Source organism: Chryseobacterium sp. DT-167 (genome assembly GCF_058310155.1).
The window spans coordinates 153,885-171,556 of record NZ_JBZEEQ010000009.1; the positions used below are offsets into that span (position 1 = coordinate 153,885).

Annotated in this window: 14 protein-coding genes, 8 tRNA genes and 1 other RNA gene; 17 read left to right on the plus strand and 6 right to left on the minus strand. The window is 34.4% G+C overall.

Annotation, left to right across the window (positions count from 1 at the left end):
- Nucleotides 1–140: 140 nt before the first annotated feature.
- Together AC4FQ5_RS13325 and AC4FQ5_RS13330 are read right to left on the minus strand one after the other, a co-directional pair.
- On the minus strand, nucleotides 141–1,922 hold the full coding sequence (locus tag AC4FQ5_RS13325) for an alkaline phosphatase (RefSeq protein ID WP_491144042.1): 1,782 nt from the start codon (nucleotides 1,920–1,922) through the stop codon (nucleotides 141–143).
- A gap of 24 nt (nucleotides 1,923–1,946) precedes the next feature.
- Nucleotides 1,947–3,074 (minus strand): alkaline phosphatase, encoded by a 1,128-nt coding sequence (locus AC4FQ5_RS13330; protein WP_491144044.1) that lies wholly within the window; start codon nucleotides 3,072–3,074, stop codon nucleotides 1,947–1,949.
- A 275-nt stretch (nucleotides 3,075–3,349) separates the two neighbouring features.
- On the opposite strand from AC4FQ5_RS13330, the gene AC4FQ5_RS13335 reads away from it, so the two are divergent.
- Nucleotides 3,350–6,115: a SusC/RagA family TonB-linked outer membrane protein gene (locus AC4FQ5_RS13335; RefSeq protein ID WP_491144046.1), complete on the plus strand. Its 2,766-nt coding sequence runs from the start codon at nucleotides 3,350–3,352 to the stop codon at nucleotides 6,113–6,115.
- A 23-nt stretch (nucleotides 6,116–6,138) separates the two neighbouring features.
- A complete protein-coding gene (locus tag AC4FQ5_RS13340) occupies nucleotides 6,139–7,875 on the plus strand; it encodes a RagB/SusD family nutrient uptake outer membrane protein (protein ID WP_491144048.1) in 1,737 nt (578 codons plus the stop codon).
- An 87-nt stretch (nucleotides 7,876–7,962) separates the two neighbouring features.
- Here AC4FQ5_RS13340 and AC4FQ5_RS13345 read toward each other — a convergent pair whose 3' ends face one another.
- Together AC4FQ5_RS13345 and ssrA are read right to left on the minus strand one after the other, a co-directional pair.
- A complete protein-coding gene (locus AC4FQ5_RS13345; RefSeq protein ID WP_117584646.1) occupies nucleotides 7,963–8,133 on the minus strand; it encodes a lmo0937 family membrane protein in 171 nt (56 codons plus the stop codon).
- A 129-nt stretch (nucleotides 8,134–8,262) separates the two neighbouring features.
- Nucleotides 8,263–8,662, minus strand: a transfer-messenger RNA (tmRNA) gene (ssrA, locus tag AC4FQ5_RS13350).
- Between the two features lie 158 nt (nucleotides 8,663–8,820).
- On the opposite strand from ssrA, the gene rpsU reads away from it, so the two are divergent.
- From rpsU to AC4FQ5_RS13405, 11 genes are all read left to right on the plus strand, one after another.
- On the plus strand, nucleotides 8,821–9,018 hold the full coding sequence (gene rpsU / locus AC4FQ5_RS13355; protein WP_034702010.1) for a 30S ribosomal protein S21: 198 nt from the start codon (nucleotides 8,821–8,823) through the stop codon (nucleotides 9,016–9,018).
- Nucleotides 9,019–9,096: 78 nt separating this feature from the next.
- The gene (locus tag AC4FQ5_RS13360) at nucleotides 9,097–9,984 is read left to right on the plus strand and encodes a tyrosine-type recombinase/integrase (RefSeq protein WP_491144050.1); all 888 of its coding nucleotides are present in this window, start codon (nucleotides 9,097–9,099) and stop codon (nucleotides 9,982–9,984) included.
- The gene (locus AC4FQ5_RS13365; RefSeq protein ID WP_300352116.1) at nucleotides 9,981–10,271 is read left to right on the plus strand and encodes an HPF/RaiA family ribosome-associated protein; all 291 of its coding nucleotides are present in this window, start codon (nucleotides 9,981–9,983) and stop codon (nucleotides 10,269–10,271) included. The genes AC4FQ5_RS13360 and AC4FQ5_RS13365 overlap by 4 nt, the downstream gene beginning before the upstream one ends.
- A 107-nt stretch (nucleotides 10,272–10,378) precedes the next feature.
- Nucleotides 10,379–10,452, plus strand: a tRNA-Thr gene (locus AC4FQ5_RS13370).
- 20 nt (nucleotides 10,453–10,472) lie between these two features.
- A tRNA-Tyr gene (locus AC4FQ5_RS13375) sits at nucleotides 10,473–10,553 on the plus strand.
- Nucleotides 10,554–10,635: 82 nt separating this feature from the next.
- Nucleotides 10,636–10,708: transfer RNA gene (locus tag AC4FQ5_RS13380), tRNA-Gly, on the plus strand.
- Between the two features lie 87 nt (nucleotides 10,709–10,795).
- A tRNA-Thr gene (locus AC4FQ5_RS13385) sits at nucleotides 10,796–10,869 on the plus strand.
- A 20-nt stretch (nucleotides 10,870–10,889) separates the two neighbouring features.
- Nucleotides 10,890–10,970 (plus strand) — tRNA-Tyr (locus tag AC4FQ5_RS13390).
- An 82-nt stretch (nucleotides 10,971–11,052) separates the two neighbouring features.
- Nucleotides 11,053–11,125: transfer RNA gene (locus tag AC4FQ5_RS13395), tRNA-Gly, on the plus strand.
- 42 nt (nucleotides 11,126–11,167) lie between these two features.
- Nucleotides 11,168–11,239 (plus strand) — tRNA-Thr (locus tag AC4FQ5_RS13400).
- Between the two features lie 187 nt (nucleotides 11,240–11,426).
- Nucleotides 11,427–11,514, plus strand: a tRNA-Ser gene (locus AC4FQ5_RS13405).
- A 149-nt stretch (nucleotides 11,515–11,663) separates the two neighbouring features.
- Here AC4FQ5_RS13405 and bamG read toward each other — a convergent pair.
- Both bamG and AC4FQ5_RS13415 read right to left on the minus strand, forming a co-directional pair.
- Nucleotides 11,664–12,896: a BamG family beta-barrel-assembly machinery protein gene (gene bamG, locus AC4FQ5_RS13410; RefSeq protein WP_491144052.1), complete on the minus strand. Its 1,233-nt coding sequence runs from the start codon at nucleotides 12,894–12,896 to the stop codon at nucleotides 11,664–11,666.
- A gap of 9 nt (nucleotides 12,897–12,905) precedes the next feature.
- Nucleotides 12,906–14,249: a DUF4270 family protein gene (locus AC4FQ5_RS13415; RefSeq protein ID WP_491144054.1), complete on the minus strand. Its 1,344-nt coding sequence runs from the start codon at nucleotides 14,247–14,249 to the stop codon at nucleotides 12,906–12,908.
- 227 nt (nucleotides 14,250–14,476) lie between these two features.
- On the opposite strand from AC4FQ5_RS13415, the gene AC4FQ5_RS13420 reads away from it, so the two are divergent.
- The 4 genes from AC4FQ5_RS13420 (at nucleotide 14,477) to AC4FQ5_RS13435 (ending at nucleotide 17,589) form a co-directional block, all read left to right on the plus strand.
- Complete coding sequence (locus AC4FQ5_RS13420; RefSeq protein WP_491144055.1) at nucleotides 14,477–15,460, plus strand: Kelch repeat-containing protein; 984 nt, start codon at nucleotides 14,477–14,479, stop codon at nucleotides 15,458–15,460.
- Nucleotides 15,453–15,755, plus strand: a complete 303-nt coding sequence (locus tag AC4FQ5_RS13425; protein ID WP_491144056.1) for a DUF4907 domain-containing protein — start codon at nucleotides 15,453–15,455, stop codon at nucleotides 15,753–15,755. Before AC4FQ5_RS13420 ends, AC4FQ5_RS13425 begins: the two co-directional genes overlap by 8 nt.
- A gap of 77 nt (nucleotides 15,756–15,832) precedes the next feature.
- On the plus strand, nucleotides 15,833–16,876 hold the full coding sequence (locus tag AC4FQ5_RS13430; RefSeq protein WP_491144058.1) for a sensor histidine kinase: 1,044 nt from the start codon (nucleotides 15,833–15,835) through the stop codon (nucleotides 16,874–16,876).
- Between the two features lie 2 nt (nucleotides 16,877–16,878).
- The gene (locus AC4FQ5_RS13435) at nucleotides 16,879–17,589 is read left to right on the plus strand and encodes a LytR/AlgR family response regulator transcription factor (protein ID WP_491144060.1); all 711 of its coding nucleotides are present in this window, start codon (nucleotides 16,879–16,881) and stop codon (nucleotides 17,587–17,589) included.
- Nucleotides 17,590–17,672: the final 83 nt, after the last annotated feature.

Consider the following 17,672-nt stretch of genomic DNA (forward strand, 5'->3'; position numbering starts at 1 on the left):
ATATCAAAACATTTTAGTTTAAATTTTTATTAAAATTCAATTCAAAACTAAATTTTTCTGACGTTAATAGCTGTATGAATTAATATTTTGCAATGGAATGTCTGTAAGTTTTACTTATAGATTTCTACAAAGAAGTTGTTCTATTTAATTTGTAAAGCTTTTAATATTTTATGAAAAATCTCGTTGTTTTCATAAACTCCCTTAAATGCTTCAGATTCTGGTCCGTAAGAAAAGACGGGAATCAATGTCGCTGAATGGTCATCTGTTGTGAAGTCTCCTTCAATGGTATTGGTTTGTAAGTTTCCGTGCGGAATGCTGAATCCTCCGGTTTCATGATCTGCGGTAATTATGATCAATGTGCCCGGGTTTTGATCTGCAAACTGTACTGCTTTTGTGATGGCTTTATCAAAATCAATTCCTTCTGTGACGATGGTTCCGGTATTATTGCTGTGACCTCCGCTGTCGATCTGTGCGGCCTCAATCATGATAAAGAAAGGTTTGTTTTTAGAATTTAAATATTGTAAACCGTTTTCAACCAATTCTGAAAGTAGATTTCCACGTCCCTTTAAAACGGAGGGAACTCCATTTTCTGACATATAATATGCTAAACGTTCTGCTTTGTTTTTTCCTATACTTTCAGGTGTTTTTGCTATTGTGAACTGTGGAAGATCTGAAATCTTTGATTTTCCGCCGGCTGCAAAAAAGGTGAGTTTGCTTTTCGTAAGATCTTCAGCAATCTCTTTTTCCATACCCCGGTCTTTTTGATGAGCGTAAAATGCGGAAGGTGTTGCGCCAACGATTTCATCTGTGGTGATAACGCCAGTGTTGAATCCTTTCTCAGATAAAATTTCAGTAATATTTTCAATGGTTTTTCCATCACGATCTATACCTATGAATCTGTTTTTGGTTTTCTTTCCTGTTGCAAAAGCAGATGCTCCTGCTGCAGAATCAGTTGAAAAATTGTCTGCTGAAGAAGTTTTAATTAAACCGATGTTTTTAAGCTGCGTCAGAGTCAGCTGACCCTTATTGGCTAAAACAGATGATGAGATCTGGGAAAGTCCGTTTCCGTCTCCGATGAGCAGGATGACATTTTTTACAGGTACGTTTTTATTTTTGTAGAGGAATTTTGGGGTGTAAACTTCTGAAAAAATATTGTTTTTAAAAGTCCTTGTATTTAAAGTTGAAATGTATTCAACGCAATCTTTCGGTTTGTCGGTATTGATATAGTCAACACCTGCATTGACGAAAAAATCCCACGAAGTTTTTGAGTCCGGGATCGCCCAGAAACGGATTGGCCTTTTGAAAGATTTTGCTTCTTTAATGATGGCTGTGATTATTGGAAGATCTTCTTCAGTTAATCCGCCTTTGCCGTTCCAGTTTGAATATTTTTTAAAGTTTAAACTGATCAATGCTACCTTTTCCCATTGCTGAGGAGTAAGGTTTTTAAGATTTTGATAATCAAACTTTATAAATTCAGGATAGGAAATAAATTCTTCCGGTTTCGGCTGATTTCCTGAAATGACAAAAGTAAAGATCTTCTGATTGGAAATTTTTGGATGCTTCTGAATTTCAGAAATGATTTTTTGCAACGTTGTTGTGGCATCAGTTTTAATATCAATCAAAATCTGAACAGGCTGTTGTGGATTTAAATTGAGTTCAATAGCTTGTTCGATTGGTTTTAAATACAGATTCTCAAAACTTCTTTCTTTCAGAACTGATTTTTCATCATGCGCTACAAATAATTCGTTGTTTTTTAGAATAACATCTGCTTCTATTGATTTTGCACCGGCTCCCAAAGCACACCAGAAGGGAATTTTTTGTTCGTAATCATTGTGAGAATGAGCTTTTGGGCTTTGTGCTGAAATTTTCATTCCTATTAATAAGAATAGAAGAAAAACTACTTTGTAATTTTTAAATAACATACTTGCTTAATTTAAAATTGAAAACTATTTAATTTTAACTCCCGATTTTTTCAGTGCTTCAGTCAGCTTTTGATAAATCGTATTGTTGGGATAGACTCCTGAGAATAATTCTTCACCTTTTCCCATTGCAAAAACAGGAACTAAAGCTGCGGTGTGCTGGTTGTCGATAAAATTGATCTGTACTTTGTCTTTTGTGTTTTTCTCTTTTCCGGTTGCAGGATCTTTTTCTATGAATTTTCCGATGCTTGCACCACCTGTTTCGTGATCTGCGGTGACGACTAGAAGTGTATTTGGATTTTCTTTAATGAATTTGATTACAACGCCAATAGTTTTATCAAAATCTAAAACTTCTTTTACCATCATTTCTCCGTCTTTTGCATGACCGCCCCAATCGATGAATGAGCCTTCCACCATCAAAAAGAAAGGCTTATTTTTCTGTGAAAAATAATCTAAGGCTGTTTGGGTAGCTTCAGGAAGGAAATCTCCTCTTCCCTGAACTTTATTCGGAAGTTCATCCTGTGCTAACAGATAAAAATTGTTTTTATCCTGGATAGGTTTTGAAAGTTTCAGTGTATCTATATTATAGTTGAGTTTTTTAAAATCAGCTAAAAGATTTTTCCCGTCTTTTCTTTTGTTGAAAAATTTTAAACCACCGCCTGCTAAGAAATTGACGTTGGCTTTTACAAGATCAAGAGCGATATCTTCATGTAAATCCCGGTCTTTTACATGAGCGTAATAGGAAGCGGGTGTTGCATGGGTAATGCTTGTAAGGCTAACCAATCCTGTCTGATAATTTTTTTTCTGAAGCTGTTCTAAAATTGTAGGTAATGCTATTGAATCTTTATTAACGCCAATTGCACGTTTGTAAGTTTTTTCGCCTGTTGACAATGCGGTCGCTCCCGCAGCAGAATCGGTAACCCAATCACTTGTGGAAGATGTCTCAGAAAGTCCTACAATTTTAAATTTTTGAAAGTTGGGTTCTGAAGTTCCAAAATAGAATGCCGAAGTAACTTGTGAAACACCCATTCCGTCACCTATCATAAAAATGATATTGATGGGTTTTTGCGTTTGACTTTTAAAAAATGCTGTAATAAGAAGCAAAGAAAATATAGATGTTTTTTTTAAATTAAAAATTTGATACTTAAAATTCATAATGTTTATGTTTTTAATAATTTTATAAAAGTGAAATAAGTTGGCGAAATTACTCATTAATCAAGATTTAAAAAAGAATCAAAATTCCATTAATTTAATGTTAACGGCTATTTTGCTGATTAAAAGTTTGTTGGAAAATCGGACTTTATAAAACTTTATATAAATTTAATTTTCGGTAACAAAATTCATATTATATTAACTTTTTGATATTCATTTATTAAAGCTTAATTAACATATTTTGACCTTCGGCGATCCTAATTTTGCACAAAAAAAGAATGAAACGTATTTATCTCGTGCCAACTGTTTTGATGAGTTGTGTCAGCTTAACATTTGCGCAAAAAAAAGAATCCGATACTATCAAGGATGAGAGCCAATTGAAAGATATTGAAGAAGTAGTAATGGTAGGATACGGAAGTCAGAAAAGATCTGATGTCACCGGATCTGTAGGATCTGTAAAAAGCGAAGATTTTAATAAAGGAATGGTTGCAAATGTGGGGCAGTTACTTCAGGGAAAAATTGCAGGAGTAAATGTTACCAATATAAGTGGTGAACCGGGAGCCAATCAAAATATTATCATCAGAGGAGTTGGGAGTTTACGTTCAGGAACTACACCGCTTTACGTAATCGACGGTTTTGTAATTGATAACAGCAACACCGGTACCGCTAATAACCCGATGAACTTCATTAATCCTGATGATATTGAATCTATGGATATTTTAAAAGATGCTTCTGCAGCTGCAATCTATGGTGCAAGAGGAGCCAATGGAGTTATTATCATCACTACTAAAAAAGGCAAAAAAGGAAGAACTCAGATGAATCTTTCTTCCAATCTCACTATTTCCAATCTTGCTAATAAAATGAATGTTTTCGGTGCAGATGAATTCAGAAGACAGGTAATTGCTGCCGGAGGAAAATTGGATGATATGGGAGGAAACACCGATTGGCAGGATGAATTAACAAGAACAGGTGTTTCTAAAAATGTAAATTTTTCAGCATCAGGAGCAACAGACACTTCAAATTATTATGCAACTTTAGGATATGAAGATCAGGAAGGAATTCTGTATAACAGTAATCTGAAAAGATATTCAGGACGTGTAAATGTTTCGCAAAAAGCATTTGACGGAAGAGTTAATATTGATTTCAACTTAAACGGAACAAGAACCGAAAACAACAGACCGAATGCAACGGATGTAGTTTCCACCATGCTTACTTGGAATCCTACTTATCCGGCTTATACCAATGGTGCGCCAACGACGGTGTTCAACAATGGTGCTTTCAATCCGCTGATTCGTCGTGAAATTTATAAAGATTTTACTACAAATAACAGAATTTTAGCCAACATCTCTCCTTCGGTGGAAATCATTAAAGGATTGACTTATAAGGTGAATTTAGGAATTGATTATTCTACAGCAGAAAGAGTAATTCAGAATATTCCGAATGCTATCCCTTTGGAAATCGGAACTTTAAACGTAAGCAATTATTCAAACAACAACACGCTTTTAGAAAATACTTTGACCTATAGATTTAAGATCAACAACCATGATTTTAATGTAATGGCAGGGCATTCTTATCAGAAATTGATGTTGACATCGAGAGGTTGGTATTATCAGAATTTCCCACTCAACGGAATCGAGCCACAATATCAAATTCCTGCAGCAGGAGCAGCCAATCAGACCACAACGATTATTGCCAACAAAAATGAATTGCAGTCTTGGTTTGGAAGGTTAAATTATGGTTTTCAGGATAAGTATCTCTTAACAGCTACCTTAAGAGCAGACGGATCTTCTAAATTCGGAGCCAATAACAAATATGGTTTTTTTCCTTCAGTTGCCGCAGGATGGAATATTTCTAAAGAAAGTTTCATGGAAAACATAAGTGCAATCAGTAATTTAAAATTGAGAGCAAGCTGGGGTAAAACAGGAAATCAGGAAATTCCGGGTAAAGTAACAAAAAGAAGTTATCAGGCTGATTCCAATGGAACTGCACAAGCAACTTACCCTCTGAATGACAGTGGAAATTATCCTGTAGGAGTTTATCTGGTAAGAGCCGACAACCCGGATCTTCAGTGGGAAGTAACCACCCAAACCAATATTGGATTAGACTTTGGAATTTTAAATAACAGATTAACGGGTACTGTTGATTTCTTCAACAAAATTTCTGATAATATTATTTCAGTAATAAATACTGTAGATCCTGTAGAGCCGGCTCCGACAATGTGGAAGAATATCTCAAATATGAAGATCAAAAATACAGGTTTAGAACTTACGCTGAATTATAATAGTGATACAAGCAAAGCTTTCACTTACAGCGTTGGTGGAAACATGGCTTTCATTAAAAACAAAGTAACAGATTCTCCATACAAAGTAATTTCTACGGGTGAGGCTCAAGGTCCGGGAACTACTAATGCCGTAATCAACGGATATGTCAATAACGAACCAATCGGAACGTTCTACGTAAGAGAATTTTTAGGTATAAATGCCAATGGTACAAACATTTTCAGAGATGTAAACGGAGACGGTATCATTACAGATAATGACAGAGTAGCGGCTGGAAGTGCATTGCCGGATTTCACTTACAATATCAATCTGAAAGCAGCTTATAAAAATTTTGATTTAGGGCTAAATTTCAATGGAGTAGCAGGGAATATGATTTATAACAACACAGCATCTACTTTATTTTCAAGAGGGAGACTGGGAATTTCTCAAAATACTACAGATGCAGCAACGCAGTTTCCTAATGAAAGCTTAAACAACACCAATGCAATTTCTACAAGATATCTGGAAAAAGGAGATTTCTTAAGATTAAACAATGCAACATTAGGGTATAATCTGAATCCTCGATTTCTGGGAATTGGTGAGCATATCAGAAACATCAGATTTTCGGTAACGGCTCAGAATCTATTTATCATCACCAAATATTCAGGTTTTGATCCGGAAATCAATACAGGTCTTTCTCAGGGAGGAATTCAGTCATTCGGGATTGATTACGCAACGTATCCTAAGGCAAGAAGCTTTGTTTTTGGCGTAAACGTAGCATTTTAATTAATTATTTAAAAAAAGAAAAAATGAAAAATAAATTTTTAATCTCAATACTTAGTTTAAGTACTCTTGTTGTAGTAGGATGTACAAACCTTGATGAACAGGTAATCGATGAATCATTGGAGGCAATAACTGCTACGCCTGTAGAATCTTTTATTGCTGCTGCTTACGGTCCACTTCCTGATGCATTTACCCATACCAAAAATTATGGTCTTCAGTTGATCAGTTCAGATCAGGCGATTCTTCCGCCAAGAGGAAGTGGAAACGACTGGTACGACGGAGGAAAATATATTGAGCTTCACCAACATACAACCACAACTACAAATGTTGTGGTGTCGCAAACTTGGGATGCCATGAGATTGATGATTTCGAGAACAGTTACAGCTATTGAAAAACTTCAGCCTTTAGCTGCAACAGATGCAAACGCGGCAAGAGGAGTTTCTGAAATGCGTGCTTTGAGAGCTTACTATAATATGTTGATGCTTGATTATTGGGGAATTGCATTTAAAAAAGATAACAGCGGTCAAAATTCGGAAATCTTAAGAAGGCAGGAAGCAATTTCTTATATCGAAAGTGAATTTCTTGCTGTAGTAAATAATCTTGACAATACAAAAGGTCCGGGAAGAATGTCTCAGGCTTCAGTGAATGGTTTCTTGGCACAGCTTTACCTGAATGCAGGAGTGTATAGAAATCCTTACGGAACGCCGGTTTTCTCTGCAACGGATATGGATAAAGTGATAGAATACACGAATAAGGTGATTAATTCAGGTTCATTTACATTATCTCCGGAATACTTTGCAATCTTTGATGATAATAACCATTCAAATAAAGAATTAATTTTTGCAATTGATCAGCGTCAGGATCTTAATACTTCACATAATAGATTGGGGTATTGGTCTTTATCAGGAAGTCAATATCCATTGGCGGCTTTCCCGAAAGCAAACGGAACAGACGGACCTGCAATTACATCTGATTTTTACAATACCTGGGTTCAGGCTTACGGAAGCACAGATCCGGCTCAGGCAGATGCTAGATTTTACAAAGAGAACTTTACAGTGCCATTGAATTTGCAAAATTTAACGGGAGTTACTCCTGCGAATGATGCGAATCATTATTTCCTTGTCAATGGTGCGACTTACGAAATCAACAGGGGAATTCAGAGAGGAGTTCAATGGGGATTGAGAAACGCTTCAAACGGGCAGCCTTTCCAAACTGTTAATGGACAATATAAAATATATCCGATCATTGAACAGAGAAATGGATTTGTAAATTATGTGAATCATACTCTGGATATTGATCTCGAAAATCCGAATAACAAAGATTATACAGACGGTTACAGGGTTTCGAAATACCAGTTCAGCAGAACGTCGGATACCGGTAGAAACAGAGGGAATGCTGATATTGTTCTTTTACGTTTGGCAGATATTTATCTGATGAGAGCTGAAGCTCAGTTGAGAAAAGGAAATGCAGGAGCAGCTTTAGCGGATGTTAATTTTGTAAGAGCTTCGAGAACAGCACGCCCGAATGTAACTCCGCCTGCTTTAACTTCAATTAATCTTGATTTGCTTTACAGAGAAAGAGGTTTTGAATTTTATTGGGAATACTCAAGAAGAACGGATATGATCAGATTTGGACATTATGAAGATCCTTACACATCAAAAACCAATGCCGATGTGAGAAAAAGATTGTTCCCGATTCCTCAGTCTGCGATGGATGGTGCATCAAGTGTTCCCGGTTATCTTGTACAAAATGAGGGTTATTAAGCAATTTTCATTACTTTCTATATTCAAAAAATACCAACAAATTATGTTGGTATTTTTTTTCTTTCTAATAGTAGTTTAGTGTAAATTTTAATCAAGCGGTTTTCTGCCACTGATAATATTGTAAAGAACTACAATAATAGCAATTACAAGTAATACATGCACTAAAGAACTTGTACCGATTCCCGGAACGACATTAAGCATTCCTAAAAGCCAAACGATGATACAAATAACTGCGACTAACCATAGTAAACTTCTCATAATAATAATTTTTTTGGGTGTTATAATTTTATATTAGCATATACCGTGCCTTTTTTATGATGAGGTGCAATTTGTGGTATGTACAAATAAAAAAGAGAATTCAAAAAAATGAATTCTCTTTAGTTTTAAATGTGGAGTTGGAGGGATTCGAACCCTCGTCCAAACAAGCAATACATAAGATTTCTACATGCTTATTTTACTATTGATTTTCGAGCTTAAGCAGAGAGCAAACACCCAACTTAAACCTTAGCTTCTGAAATTTTCGAGTCTTGGTCAAAGCTCCCAAAACCTTATTTCTGCATTACTATATCTCAGAATCAAACGCCGCAGAACAGAGCATTTGTGAGACATCTTGCTTCCTTACTATCTTCGGGAAAGCGCTTGAAATCTTACTTTATTCGGATTAAGCTGCAAGAGCGAACTCTTCGTTGCCAGTTAAAAGTTTGTAGCAAGGGATTAAAGAGATCGCGCTACGGTTCTCTGCATGCTTACTTACCCATTGGTCTTGCTGTCGAAACCAGTCAACCCCATGTTTAGTGAAGGCAAAGATACGATATTTTGTTTAAATTTAATTCATATTAAAAAGTACTTTTAAAAGAGTGTGAAATTAATGTCAATTTTATTTTAAAATATTTTGCCAATCAAGAAAAAAATTATATTTTTGCAATCCAAAATGAGATGTAAATTATGTTAATAATACCTGTAAAGGATGGTGAATCCATCGATAGAGCACTTAAAAAATACAAGAGAAAATTTGATAAAACTGGTACAGTTCGTCAATTAAGATCTAGACAAGCTTTTATTAAGCCTTCTGTAACTCTTAGACAAGCTAGATTAAAAGCGGCTTATAAGCAAAGAGGATTAAGCAAGGAAGAACAAGCTTAAGAAATTTTCTTAAACACATACTAAATCACTTCTTAAATAGTTATATTTGAGAAGTGATTTTTGTTTTATATATACATTATGCGGGAAAAGTTTTTAGACTATCTACAACTAGAAAAGAGGTATTCGCCTCATACCATTACAAGTTACCGTAGAGACCTTGATGATTTTTATTCTTTTTATCTCAAAACAGAATCATCAGAAAATATTTCAAAAGCTGACAAAAAAGTGATCAGAAACTTTATTGTTGAGCTGAGTGAAAATAATATTTCAAAAAGAAGTATCAACCGAAAGCTTTCATCACTTCGAAGTTTTTATCTTTTCCTTTTAAGATTGGGCGAAATTGAAGTTTCTCCTTTAGAAACAATTACTTCCCTTAAATTTTATGCAGAGAAGCAAATTCCTATGTCTCAGGAAGAAATGGAGGTTCTTCAGAATGATATAATGGATAAAACTGATAACATATTAGATCGATGCATTGTTGAGGTTTTGTACCAAACCGGGATTCGTAAGGCGGAGCTTTGTGGCTTAATATTTGAAAGTGTTAATTTAGAAGTTCAACAACTAAAGATCTTGGGTAAAGGAAATAAAGAAAGGTATGTTCCGATATCGGAAGATCTGGCAAATTTGCTTTTAAATTATCTGCAGATCAGAAAACCTCAGGAAGAATTTAAATCATATTTCTTTGTCAATAAGAAAGGTAAAAAACTGACTGAAAAATTTGTTTATGTGGTAGTTAATAAGTACCTTAGTCTTGTAACTTCGAAGAAAAAAACAAGTCCTCACATTTTAAGACATAGCTTTGCTACGCATGTTTTAGACAATGGTGCAGAGATTTCCAAAGTTAAAAAAATATTAGGGCATTCCAGTCTTGCAAGCACACAAGTGTACACGAATGCTAATATAGAACAGTTGAAAAAAGTGTTTAATCAGGCTCATCCAAGAGCTGTCAAAAAAGAAGAATTATGAAGATTTCAGTACAGGCAATCGGCTTAACTCCGCACGAACCGCTAGAGTCACACGTTGACAAAAAAGTAAGTAAGCTTAATACATTTTATGACAAACTTCAGGAATGTAAAGTATTTTTGAAAGTTGAGAACAATTCTGATAAGGCAAATAAAACAACAGAGCTTATTTTGGTAGTTCCCGGAGACGATATCGTAGTAAAAAAGACAAGTACAAGTTTTGAAGAAAGTTTGGATCTATGCGTGGATGCTGCTAAGAAACTGTTAATCAAGAAAAAAGAATTGGCATAAAAAATAAAGTAAAAAAAGTTTACTAAAAAGTTTGAGATTTCAAAAAATCTGTTCTATATTTGCACTCGCAAAAAGGAACATCGATCTTTTGAAATCTTTTTAATTTTGCCTCCATAGCTCAGTTGGCTAGAGCAGCTGATTTGTAATCAGCAGGTCGTGGGTTCGAGTCCCTCTGGAGGCTCAATTTAATATAAAATATCTGGGGAGATTCCAGAGTGGCTAAATGGGACTGACTGTAACTCAGTTGCTTCGGCTTCGTAGGTTCGAATCCTGCTCTCCCCACATTTTATATTAAAAAGTTGCAGATTTAAAGGCTTTTTATTAAATTTGTACAGCGTTTACCAATAGTTTTGGAAACAAAATTGCGGAAGTAGCTCAGTTGGTAGAGCGTCAGCCTTCCAAGCTGAATGTCGCGAGTTCGACCCTCGTCTTCCGCTCAATTTCACCGCTTTAGGTGTAATTTTTTTAACTGCTGATGCAGCACAGAGTAGATTTCTCTGATAGCTTTCAGTTTTTATTAAATTGCCTCCATAGCTCAGTTGGCTAGAGCAGCTGATTTGTAATCAGCAGGTCGTGGGTTCGAGTCCCTCTGGAGGCTCAATTTAATATAAAATATCTGGGGAGATTCCAGAGTGGCTAAATGGGACTGACTGTAACTCAGTTGCTTCGGCTTCGTAGGTTCGAATCCTGCTCTCCCCACATTTTATATTAAAAAGTTGCAGATTTAAAGGCTTTTTATTAAATTTGTACAGCGTTTACCAATAGTTTTGGAAACAAAATTGCGGAAGTAGCTCAGTTGGTAGAGCGTCAGCCTTCCAAGCTGAATGTCGCGAGTTCGACCCTCGTCTTCCGCTCAAAAAAATCACTCTTCTATAGCGTGATTTTTTTCTTTTAATGCCGACTTAGCTCAGCGGTAGAGTGCTTCCTTGGTAAGGAAGAGGTCACGGGTTCAAGTCCCGTAGTTGGCTCACTTTTCATCCCGATTTCTTCGGGATATTTTTTTTCTCAAATTTCAATCTTAAATGAGATTGTTTTCAGAATCTGAAGACCCCGACAATAAATTTCTCTTTTAAAAAATTAAAAATATATTTTGAAGATTAAGAAAAACATATTATATTTGCACCACCAAAAAATAACGATATATTCGTAGTTTATGGAGAGATGGCAGAGTGGTCGATTGCGATAGTCTTGAAAACTATTGACTGTAACAGGTCCGGGGGTTCGAATCCCTCTCTCTCCGCCAGTTGTGAGACAAAAAATTAAAAGCCTTTAAATAGTGATATTTAAAGGCTTTTTTGTTATTACCATACATCAAAATATGATAATAATATATAAAGGATCATAACATTTATTTCTTTCTGATTCATTTGTTAGATACCAGCTAATAATTCCTTAATCAATGTAACGTTTTTTAAACCACGTATCAAGAATACTCATGCTGACATTAAGCATATGATAATTTTCTTTTATTGAAACGTTTTTTTGAACTCCGTGAATTCCGTATCCGTAACCTACATTCAGCATTACCTTATTTAAAGGGATACCTAATCCTACTGTTGCCTCTAATTTATCAATTTTCGCTTTGTTGATTTTATAATATCCGGTATCATAATTAACCCCAAAACGGTATATAAATGCTTCAGAAATTTTCTCAATCTGCTTTCTTCCGGGAAGAATTTCAAAACCTAGTCCATATGTGTTTTGCCTGTAGTATTGCTCTGAAGTTTCGGTATTTTTTACTTTCTCCCAATTACTTTGCGTAAAGTCAAAAGTCATTCGGTATTTTTCGTTTTTCAAAAGACCAATTCCTAATCCCATTTCTAAAGGTAGCGAAGAATCCTTTGAAGAAAGTTTTGAAATAACACTATTTGTATAGTCTTTATTTTCTGTATATGAAACTTCCCCTTTTGAAACAAGCTTACTCCCGAAATTAACGATACCACCTAAAGTCAGCTGAAAATTATCTGTAAAGTCTTTTTTGTATTGTGTTCCTAAATTATAACTGAAGCCGGTATATCTTGTACTTCTACTAATTTCCACCTCAGAGGTCGTTGTAATAATTTCGTTACGGACAATTGTTCCGAAATTGTTTTTCACTTTCCCTCCAACACTCCAGTTATTATTAATTTTATATCCCAAACTTATCCCCCAATTTGAAATACCACCGCTGCCTTCGTAGGTGACAGGATATTCGCTGGTGGTTCCTTCGATTGGAATTGTAGATGAAATCTTATAGTCGGAAGAAGTTGCAGGTTGCATACCTACACCAACAAAAATATTTTTTGAAATCCTTAAAGCAGCACTGAAATTAGTAAAATTAGAATTCAGTCTTTTATCTGATCCTAAATTACTGGAAATTGTATTGTGCTTTAATATTCCGCTTATATCAAAAACTACGTTCCTTGTAGAAATACTGGTCATGGCAGCAGGATTTTTAGAATTGATATAATCTGGTGCATCCAAAGCAATACCGGTGTTTCCTAAAGCTATATTTCTGGCATTATCTACATTATTAAACATTCCTATTCCAAAATATGAATATGGTGAAGAGTTCTGAGCGTAAGTTTCTGATGCAAAAGCACATGAGAATAATATGCCGATTATTATTTTACTTTTTTTATTCATAATTCTGAATTAATATCCTAAAATATATACTTTAAGCTTCGCGGGATTTGTTTTGTTTTTCTGATCTCCAAACACGGTTTTTCCTGAAAGTACATCGCTATATGAAGAAGGATAAATAAGTGTATTGTAGTTGGAGTTTGCAGATTCTGATAGTATATTGTTAACAAAGCTTGTTAAAGAAAAACTATAGGCATGCTCATTTTGAAACTCGCTGTTGGCTGATAAACTTGCGGTAATTTCAGTACTTCCGTCAGAAGAAGTATATGCACTTACAATATGGTTTAATTTGTCACCAACATAATAATAAAGAGGACTAGGATTATAAAAGCTATTAGAATAATATCCGGCAACAGGACTTACCGAAAAAGTAGCATCAATGATCTTATAATTTTCATATAAATTTTTCAGTGACTTCAGGTATGGAATTTCTACCTTAGTGTAAACTCCGATTCCTGCCATAAGATATGTTTTGTTTCCTAAATTTGTGGATAATATAGGATTTGTAGGAGTAAGACTTGCCAGCTCAGAGCCAGCAAAATTACTTTGCACTTTGTTATACTGATAAGAGGTACTCGGATTCAGATCTAATGTGTATTTTACCAATTCGGTTCCGTTTTGTGATGTGGTATGATAATACATTCTAACGGTGTTTGAAACCTTTTCTTTAGTACTCTTATTAATCTGTACCTGATAAGAAGAGTTAATCCCGAAACGCAGCATGGCATTATTATCAGAAGAAGGAACTAAAGCAAGACCTTTATAGAAATTCAGAAAATATTCCTGATTATTGACATCATTATTTTTTAAAGTATTAAAAAGTGTCTGTCCGTAAGATTGATCCAGTTTAATTTTCACATAGCTGCTGTCAGTTTTTGGTCTCGGATAAAATTCGGCACTTCCTATGGAACTGGCTGAATAATTAAAATTACTTTTATTATAAAGATACCCATTATTAAGCTTTATTCTGTCGGACATAGGATGAACGTTGAGCCTGAATGTTTTAAGGGTGTCTCCGTAATAAAAATCTGTATTGGTAAGATACATTACAATAGAATCAAAAACCGCAGTGGTGGGTGATGTTAAGGTGTAGCTTGAAGGTGTGAGTTCAAAAAGAGAAGAAGAAGACACCTGTCCAAAGGTTTGATCTTTTATATTCCCTGTCATCATTACACTTTTCCCGGAAGTAACCACAGAGTCCATCATTATCGTAGACATCTTTACTGTAAGAGTATCAATCATCACTATTTTAGACTGAGCATCTATCCAGGAGCTTCCTACTTCATAAGTATTAGTTTCATCTTCGCAGGAAAATAAAAATAATAACGAAATACATAATAAAAGTTGTTTATACATTTTTTTTTGCAAACATATAGTAAAGATGTAGTGGTGATAAAATTTATTCTCCCTTTCGTTATTAGTTTTAGACAAAACCAATTTATCTTTAGATAAATGATTAATTTTAAAGAGATTTGTCAACCATCAGAGAAAGCACGGCAATTGACTATAAAAAGTAACGATTCGTCTAAAAAATTTTTACTGTATGCAAGAATAGAATTGTTTTGCACAAAAAAGAAGGAATAATGAACAGTAAACTTTCAATCTTGGCTCTTACTCTTGTAGGAACTTTTTTAGTACTGAGTTGTCGAAATGATGATGATGAAGATGAACTAATAGGAAACTGGATAAGAGTTTCGGATATGGATGGTAAACCCCGCTCCAATGCGTCTGCATTTGTTGTAAACGGAAAAGGATATGTCACAGGAGGATATGATGGAGAATTCTATTATAATGATTTGTGGAGCTATGATCCTAATCTGAACGCTTGGACTCAAAAAGCAGACTTTTTAGGATCAAAAAGGAGTTCTGCCGTAGGTTTTGCTACCAATTCATATGGTTATGTAGGAACAGGATATGATGGATTGAATAAATTGAAAGATTTTTATAAATATGATCCTTCATCCAATTCATGGAGCCAAATCGATGATTTTCCCGGAACAGGAAGATATTCAGCTTTAGCTTTCGGGATAGAGAATAACGGATATGTAGGAACAGGATATGATGGGAGTGAGCTAAAGGATTTTTATAAATACAGTGAGTCTGATGCATCATGGAGTACGATGACAAGTTTGGGAGGCTCCAAGAGAAGAGATGGTGCTGTATTTGTGATCAATAATATAGCCTATGTAGGATTTGGAAGCAATAACGGAAGTCTGGTTTCAGATTTCTGGGCATTTGATCCGTCCTCGGAGACATGGTCAAGAAAAGTAGATACCAGTAATGATGATGATTCTCAAAACCGTGTTTCAACGGCCGCTTTTGCAGCAGGAGGATTAGGATATGTTTCTACAGGATCTTCAGGTGGAGTAGGAAATACGACATGGGAATACAATCCTTCTACAAATGACTGGACGGAAAGAACATCATTTGAAGGATCTTCCAGAGAAAGCGCATGCGCATTTTCATTAGGAAATTACGGCTATGTACTTACAGGAAATAGTGGCTCATCTTATTTTGATGACATCTGGGTATTTCATCCAAACGAAAGTGAAAATGATGATGATTAAAACCTTTTGGAAATTATTCTTTTTGTCGGGAATATTTTTAGTGAGCTGTGAAAAGAAGCACAGTAATCTGCAAATTAAAATTACTAAGCAAGATTTAGGATACGGGTACCAAATTTTAAAAAATCAAAAAATATTGATCAACCAGCCTTACATTCCTGCAATACAGGGAGAAAAAAAATTTAAATATGAAAAAGATGCACAAAAGACCGCAGATCTCGTTGTAGTTAAAATAAAAAAAAAATCATTCCCGAAAATTTCTATACATGAACTGGATTCTATGAAGATAGCATATTAGATACTTTAATTACAATGAAAAATTCCTTCAATATTTTATTGAAGGAATTTGTGCAGAAAACAAATAGATACAATTTTATGACAACATTTTTCCGACAAATACAAACCACCTACATTTATCACTGGATTATCTGGAGCATTCTTATTTTCTTTAAACTGATTATGGATTATTCTATTTTCGGAAATTTTCTTCTCCTCATGAATCTGAAAATATTCTTGGTCTCCATTATATTGTTTTATATAAACTACTATATATTTTTACCTTTCATTATCCGGCAGACTCCTAAAAAAATTCTTGTCATCACGATTTCATTTATTGTGGTATATATTGCTCTTATGATAGTTTTTATGCCGCCGTTGCCACAACATCCTCCATTTCTTCCAAAAGATTTTCCGAAAAATGGAAAAATGAAACCATTTAATGATGGCATCAACTTTTCCGACATTTTTTTTAGAATAGGAATCTTCTCAATTATTTTCAGTACCCTGATTTTCTTCGTAGATAAGTGGATAGAAAACAAAAAAAAAATCAGCGCTCTCGAATTCGAAAGACAGTCCAGTCAATTAAAGATTCTGCGTGAGCAAATCAACCCTCATTTCTTTTTTAATGCTCTCAACAGTATTTATTCATTATCCATTACACAATCAAAAGATACCCCCAGAGTTATCCTGATTTTATCTGATATTATGCGCTATGTGCTTAATAATAAAAATATGCAGAGAAATAATTTGAATGATGAAATTACTAACATCAAGAAATACATTGAGATACAATCCATCAGGTTTAGTAAATTCAATAATATTAATTGTAAATTTTATGGTAATTTTGATTCTTACGAAATTGAGCCGCTTCTGCTTTTAACCTTTGTAGAAAATGCATTTAAGTATGCCGATTTGAGAAAAGGACCATTAGATATTAAAATAGTTTTGGAGAACGGACTGCTGGATTTTGACATCAGAAATTTTTATGAGAGAAAAAACAATGAAAAATCTGATGACAGTAAATTGGGCGTAGAAAATACTAAAATGAAGCTTCATCTTCTTTATCCGGAGAAATACAAGCTGGATATTGATGATAACGGATCAGAATATAAAATTAATTTAAAACTTCAATTGAATTAAAGATGAATTGCATCATTGTTGACGATGAAGAATTGGCGCATCACGTTATTGAAGAATATATCTCAAGAATCCCTTTTCTGAATCTTGTGAAAAACTGTTATGACATTCAGGAGACTATACAGGTTCTGCAAAATGAAAATATTGATCTTATTTTTCTGGATATCAATTTACCCAATATTTCAGGAATAGAATTTTTAAAAAGTTTCAACAAAATCCCTGATGTTATCATCACCACAGCTTATGATGATTCTGCAGTACAGGGTTTCGAAATGGGAGTGATTGACTATCTTCTGAAGCCATTTTCTTTTGAGAGATTTCTTAAAGCGATATATAAAAGCTATAAAAATCACAACAATTCGAAAATTCTACAGGAGAAAAATACTCAGAATTTTCTCAAAGAATCATTTATTTTTGTGCGTTTCAATAATGAAGATGTAAAACTGAATTTGAGTGAGATCAAACGTATCAATGCTCTTAAAGACTATATTATCATTTACACAGAAACTCGAAAATTGATTGTACATCAAACAATGAAATCTATTATGGAAAAAATAGATTCCGAAAACTTTATCAGAGTGCATAACTCGCATATCATTTCGCTTCAATACCTTCAAAGTATCGGGAAAAATAATCTTATGGTCGGAGATGAAAGAATTCCTATAAGTGAAAAATATAAGGCACATCTGAATCAAGTAATAGAAAAATATAAATAAATCAAATAATCGGAAGCATCAGATAGAAACATAATCTAAAGGTTTAATATTATTTTAATAAATCATAATTGAAAATTAAAACA

Excerpts from the sequence above, each read along its gene's own strand:
- AC4FQ5_RS13325 (WP_491144042.1), bottom strand. The coding sequence starts at position 1,922 with ATGTTATTTAAAAATTACAAAGTAGTTTTTCTTCTATTCTTATTAATA.
- AC4FQ5_RS13330 (WP_491144044.1), bottom strand. The coding sequence starts at position 3,074 with ATGAATTTTAAGTATCAAATTTTTAATTTAAAAAAAACATCTATATTT.
- AC4FQ5_RS13335 (WP_491144046.1), top strand. The coding sequence starts at position 3,350 with ATGAAACGTATTTATCTCGTGCCAACTGTTTTGATGAGTTGTGTCAGC.
- AC4FQ5_RS13340 (WP_491144048.1), top strand. The coding sequence starts at position 6,139 with ATGAAAAATAAATTTTTAATCTCAATACTTAGTTTAAGTACTCTTGTT.
- AC4FQ5_RS13345 (WP_117584646.1), bottom strand. The coding sequence starts at position 8,133 with ATGAGAAGTTTACTATGGTTAGTCGCAGTTATTTGTATCATCGTTTGG.
- rpsU (WP_034702010.1), top strand. The coding sequence starts at position 8,821 with ATGTTAATAATACCTGTAAAGGATGGTGAATCCATCGATAGAGCACTT.
- AC4FQ5_RS13360 (WP_491144050.1), top strand. The coding sequence starts at position 9,097 with ATGCGGGAAAAGTTTTTAGACTATCTACAACTAGAAAAGAGGTATTCG.
- AC4FQ5_RS13365 (WP_300352116.1), top strand. The coding sequence starts at position 9,981 with ATGAAGATTTCAGTACAGGCAATCGGCTTAACTCCGCACGAACCGCTA.
- bamG (WP_491144052.1), bottom strand. The coding sequence starts at position 12,896 with ATGAATAAAAAAAGTAAAATAATAATCGGCATATTATTCTCATGTGCT.
- AC4FQ5_RS13415 (WP_491144054.1), bottom strand. The coding sequence starts at position 14,249 with ATGTATAAACAACTTTTATTATGTATTTCGTTATTATTTTTATTTTCC.
- AC4FQ5_RS13420 (WP_491144055.1), top strand. The coding sequence starts at position 14,477 with ATGAACAGTAAACTTTCAATCTTGGCTCTTACTCTTGTAGGAACTTTT.
- AC4FQ5_RS13425 (WP_491144056.1), top strand. The coding sequence starts at position 15,453 with ATGATTAAAACCTTTTGGAAATTATTCTTTTTGTCGGGAATATTTTTA.
- AC4FQ5_RS13430 (WP_491144058.1), top strand. The coding sequence starts at position 15,833 with ATGACAACATTTTTCCGACAAATACAAACCACCTACATTTATCACTGG.
- AC4FQ5_RS13435 (WP_491144060.1), top strand. The coding sequence starts at position 16,879 with ATGAATTGCATCATTGTTGACGATGAAGAATTGGCGCATCACGTTATT.